Origin of the sequence: Streptomyces sp. NPDC059567, from assembly GCF_042735655.1 — a bacterium.
GTDB lineage: Bacteria > Actinomycetota > Actinomycetes > Streptomycetales > Streptomycetaceae > Streptomyces.
The window spans coordinates 2,327-6,143 of sequence record NZ_JBHWBS010000052.1 but is presented as its reverse complement, the minus strand read 5'-3'; the positions used below and the strand labels follow the sequence as shown (position 1 = coordinate 6,143).

Sequence of the window (3,817 nt, the reverse complement as noted above, 5' to 3'; positions counted from 1 at the left end):
GCCCGTGTGCCCAAGGGCCGCGGACTTAAAACCCGTCGGATACGCCCCCCCCGGTTCGAACCCGGGCCCCCCCACGCTATACCCACGGACCCGGGGGTCCCCCCGGGGGACCTTCTTCTTTGTCTCGTGGGTCAGTTGCCCGCCATGTCCTTCACCGCCACCGCGACCGGGGTCGAGCCGCTGATCAGTTCCAGGGTCAGGCCCGCCGTCGCCGGAGTGTCCAGGAGCTCGGCCAGGACCGCCGCCACGTCGTCGCGGGAGATCGGGCCGCGGCCCGTCGCGGCGCCCAGGCGGACCAGGCCCGTGCCCGCGTCGTTCGTCAGCGAGCCGGGGCGCAGGATCGTCCAGTCCAGACCCTCTCGGGCGCGCACGGAGTCGTCCGCCGCGCCCTTGGCGCGCAGGTAGATGTCGAAGACCTCGTCGCCCGGATGGGCGGAGTCGGCGCCCATGGACGAGACGACGATGTACCGGCGCACGCCCGCCCGTTCCGCCGCGTCGGCGAACAGGACCGCCGCCGCGCGGTCCACCGTGTCCTTGCGGGCGGTGCCGCTGCCCGGGCCCGCGCCCGCCGCGAAGACCGCCGCGTCGGCGCCCTGCAGGACCGCCGCGACCATCTCCACCGTCGCCGACTCCAGGTCCAGCACGACCGGTTCGGCGCCGGCCGCGCGCAGGTCGTCGGCCTGCTCCGGGTTGCGGATGAGCCCCGCCGGCTCATGCCCCGCCGCCGAGAGCAGGCGCTCCAGGCGCAGGGCGATCTGACCGTGTCCTCCAGCGATGACAATGCGCATACTCACGACCGTACGACGGGACCGGCCGGAGGGCTCCCCGGCTCGGGACGTTCGGGGCGGGCCTGGCGCGGCAGGTCGAGCGCCGCCGCCGAGTCGCAGTACTCCCGTACGGCGCTGGTCCGCGCCACCACCCGGCCCCGGTGCACCACGATCCGGCTGTACGCCAGGGACAGCACGCCCGAGAGGCGCTCCCCGCGCACCGCGAGCAGCTCGGCGGGGAACCCGGCCTCCACCCGCACCTCCGGGAGCCCCATCGCCGCACGGGCCGCCGTGCTCACCGCCCCGTACGCGTCCTCGGCCGGCAGTCCGCCCAGCGAGGCCAGCAGATATGCGGCCTCCAGCGGATCCCCGCGTCCCACCGGGTTGGAGACGTCCCGCAGCGCCCCGCCGCCCGCCGCGAGCCGCACGCCCGCGGCACGCAGCAGCCGGACCGGCGCCGCGCCGCGCAGCTCGGTCGCGCCGCAGCCGCCCTGCGGGAGGCAGACCACCGTCACCCCGGCCGCGGCCAGTTGGTCCGCGGCCCGTCGCGCCGCCTCCGAGGGGAGCCGGGCCAGGCCCGCGCACGGGCCGATCGTCACCCCCGGCCGCAGTCCGCCCGCCATCGCCGCCAGCCGGGCGAGCCGCGCCGGGTCGTCACCGTCGGTGTGCAGGTCGACCGGGCAGCCCTGCTCCGCCGCCACCTCCAGGACGGCCTCCACGTACCCGGCCGGGTCGGGGTCGAGGTCCGGGCAGCCGCCCACCACGCCCGCGCCCATCTTCACGGCGTCCCGCAGCATGGCGAGCCCGTCCGCGCCCGCCGCCCCCGTCAGCAGCCGCGGCACCGCGACCGTCGTGAGGTCCGCCAGGCCGCGCAGCGACCGCCGGGCCTGGAGGACCGCTTCGAGCGGCCCCAGGCCCTGTACGTCGCCGATCCGGACGTGCGCGCGCAGCGCGGTGGCGCCGTGGCCGAGTTGCAGCAGCGCGGCCTCGGTGGCCCGCCGCTGCACCTCCTGGGGGGCGTACGACACGGGGCCGGGGGAGTCGGCGCTGAGCGCGGTGTCGGAATGGGCGTGCGGCTCCGCGGGGGCGGGGAGCAGGAGATAGCCGGCGAGGTCCACGCGGGCGCCGAGGGCGGTGAGGCTGCCGGCCGTGCCGACGGCCTCGATCCGGCCGCCGCCCATCCGGACGTCGACCGTCCGTCCGTCGGTGAGGCGGGCGTTGGAGAGCAGGAGCGAGGTGGAGTCGGCGGTGGCGGCGGCCCAGTCGTCGGGCGGCTGGGGCTGCTTGCTGTCGGCTGACATCGGGCTCCTCAAGGCTCCTCAAGTTCCAGCTCAAGAACAAGATCACGCAGCGTGGAGCCGAGCCTAGGGGCGCTCCGGCCGCCCTTCGAGGAGGAGCGCAATAGTCGTACTGATGAGGCCACGTGTGGCCTACGGGACGGGGGAGAAGACCTCGTGCGCGGGCGCGTGGAGAGAGGGCACGAAACGGATTTGGGCGATCGGCGGAGGACCGTGTAATGTCTTCATCGCTCGCCCCAATAGCTCAGTCGGTAGAGCGTCTCCATGGTAAGGAGAAGGTCTACGGTTCGATTCCGTATTGGGGCTCTGGTGAGAGGGAACCCGCCTTCGGGCGGGATCCGGATCATCAAAGCGGTGTAGCTCAGTCGGTAGAGCAAGCGGCTCATAATCGCTGTGTCACCGGTTCAAGTCCGGTCACCGCTACACACAGTAGCCGATTGTGGGGTCGGTCCTTCGATCGGCTACTCTTTTATGCGTTCATCCGTCCATCCGTCCGTCCAAGGAGCACTCACGTGGCTGCCACCGACGTCCGCCCGAAGATCACGCTGGCCTGCGTGGAGTGCAAGGAGCGGAACTACATCACCAAGAAGAACCGGCGTAACAACCCGGACCGTCTTGAGATGAAGAAGCACTGCCCTCGCTGCAACTCGCACACGGCGCACCGCGAGACGCGCTAATCAGGCTCGTACACGAGGCCGTCCCCACCAGGGGGCGGCCTCGTGTCGTTTGTCGGCAACAAATCCAGGAGGTATCGAGTCCATGGCGCTCGACCAGTCCTTCGTGGGCCGGACCTATCCGCCCACCGCGGCGTACGAGGTCGGCCGCGAGAAGATCCGCGAGTTCGCCGAGGCGATCGGCGACGCGAATCCGGCCTACGCCGACCAGGAGGCGGCGAAGGTGCTCGGTCACCCCGATGTGATCGCCCCGCCGACCTTTGTGTTCGCGATCACTTTCAAGGCCGCCGGTCAGGTCGTCGAGGACCCGCAGCTGGGTCTGGACTACAGCCGTGTCGTGCACGGCGACCAGAAGTTCACGTACACCCGGCCGGTGCGGGCGGGGGACCGGCTGTCGGTCGTCTCGACCATCGAGGCGATCAAGTCGATGGCGGGCAACGACATCCTGGACATCCGCGGTGAGGTCCACGACGAGACCGGCGAGCACGTCGTGACCGCCTGGACCAAGCTCGTGTCGCGCGCCCCCGAGGAGGCCTGAGGATGACCGCGAAGATCGCTTACGACGAGGTCGAGGTCGGCACGGAGCTGCCGGCGCAGTCCTTCCCGGTGACGCGCGCCACGCTGGTGCGGTACGCCGGCGCCTCCGGTGACTTCAACCCGATCCACTGGAACGAGAAGTTCGCGGTCGGCGTCGGCCTGCCGGACGTCATCGCGCACGGCATGTTCACCATGGCCGAGGCGATCCGCGTCGTCACCGACTGGGCCGGCGACCCGGCGGCCGTCGTCGAGTACGGCGTGCGCTTCACCAAGCCGGTGGTCGTGCCCAACGACGACGACGGCGCCCTGATCGAGGTCAGCGCGAAGGTGGCGGCGAAGCTGGACGACAACCAGGTCCGGGTGGACCTGACCGCGATGTCGGCGGGCCAGAAGGTCCTGGGCATGTCCCGGGCCGTGGTCAGGCTCGCGTAGCGGCACCGAGCGCCAGGATGGGGGGGGCCCCGCGGCGCGGGCGGCCCCGCCCACCAGGGGGGGGGCCCACCCCCCGCACGGGGTGCCGATATGGGTTTTTGTGAGAGAT

General features: G+C 72.2%; 5 protein-coding genes and 2 tRNA genes. 5 read left to right on the top strand and 2 right to left on the bottom strand.

The genetic code is table 11. The features are described from left to right. Positions 1-131: 131 nt before the first annotated feature. The gene (locus ACFVZW_RS22515) at positions 132-788 is read right to left on the bottom strand and encodes an SDR family oxidoreductase (protein WP_384523911.1); all 657 of its coding nucleotides are present in this window, start codon (positions 786-788) and stop codon (positions 132-134) included. Positions 789-790: 2 nt separating this feature from the next. Next, positions 791-2,068 carry an amidohydrolase family protein gene (locus ACFVZW_RS22510; RefSeq protein ID WP_384523908.1) on the bottom strand — a complete coding sequence of 426 codons (1,278 nt, stop codon included), beginning with the start codon at positions 2,066-2,068 and terminating at the stop codon, positions 791-793. Positions 2,069-2,298: 230 nt separating this feature from the next. Here ACFVZW_RS22510 and ACFVZW_RS22505 point away from each other — a divergent pair. From ACFVZW_RS22505 to ACFVZW_RS22485, 5 genes are all read left to right on the top strand, one after another. Next, positions 2,299-2,371: transfer RNA gene (locus ACFVZW_RS22505), tRNA-Thr, on the top strand. Positions 2,372-2,415: 44 nt separating this feature from the next. Then, positions 2,416-2,488, top strand: a tRNA-Met gene (locus ACFVZW_RS22500). Positions 2,489-2,577: 89 nt separating this feature from the next. Then, entirely contained in the window at positions 2,578-2,742 is a 165-nt protein-coding gene (rpmG, locus tag ACFVZW_RS22495) for a 50S ribosomal protein L33 (RefSeq protein ID WP_003956487.1), read from the top strand. Between the two features lie 82 nt (positions 2,743-2,824). After that, complete coding sequence (locus ACFVZW_RS22490) at positions 2,825-3,277, top strand: MaoC family dehydratase N-terminal domain-containing protein (RefSeq protein ID WP_384523905.1); 453 nt, start codon at positions 2,825-2,827, stop codon at positions 3,275-3,277. 2 nt (positions 3,278-3,279) lie between these two features. After that, complete coding sequence (locus ACFVZW_RS22485; RefSeq protein ID WP_384523903.1) at positions 3,280-3,708, top strand: MaoC family dehydratase; 429 nt, start codon at positions 3,280-3,282, stop codon at positions 3,706-3,708. Positions 3,709-3,817 lie beyond the last annotated feature (109 nt).

Excerpts from the sequence above, each read along its gene's own strand:
- ACFVZW_RS22515 (WP_384523911.1), bottom strand. The coding sequence starts at position 788 with ATGCGCATTGTCATCGCTGGAGGACACGGTCAGATCGCCCTGCGCCTG.
- ACFVZW_RS22510 (WP_384523908.1), bottom strand. The coding sequence starts at position 2,068 with ATGTCAGCCGACAGCAAGCAGCCCCAGCCGCCCGACGACTGGGCCGCC.
- ACFVZW_RS22490 (WP_384523905.1), top strand. The coding sequence starts at position 2,825 with ATGGCGCTCGACCAGTCCTTCGTGGGCCGGACCTATCCGCCCACCGCG.
- ACFVZW_RS22485 (WP_384523903.1), top strand. The coding sequence starts at position 3,280 with ATGACCGCGAAGATCGCTTACGACGAGGTCGAGGTCGGCACGGAGCTG.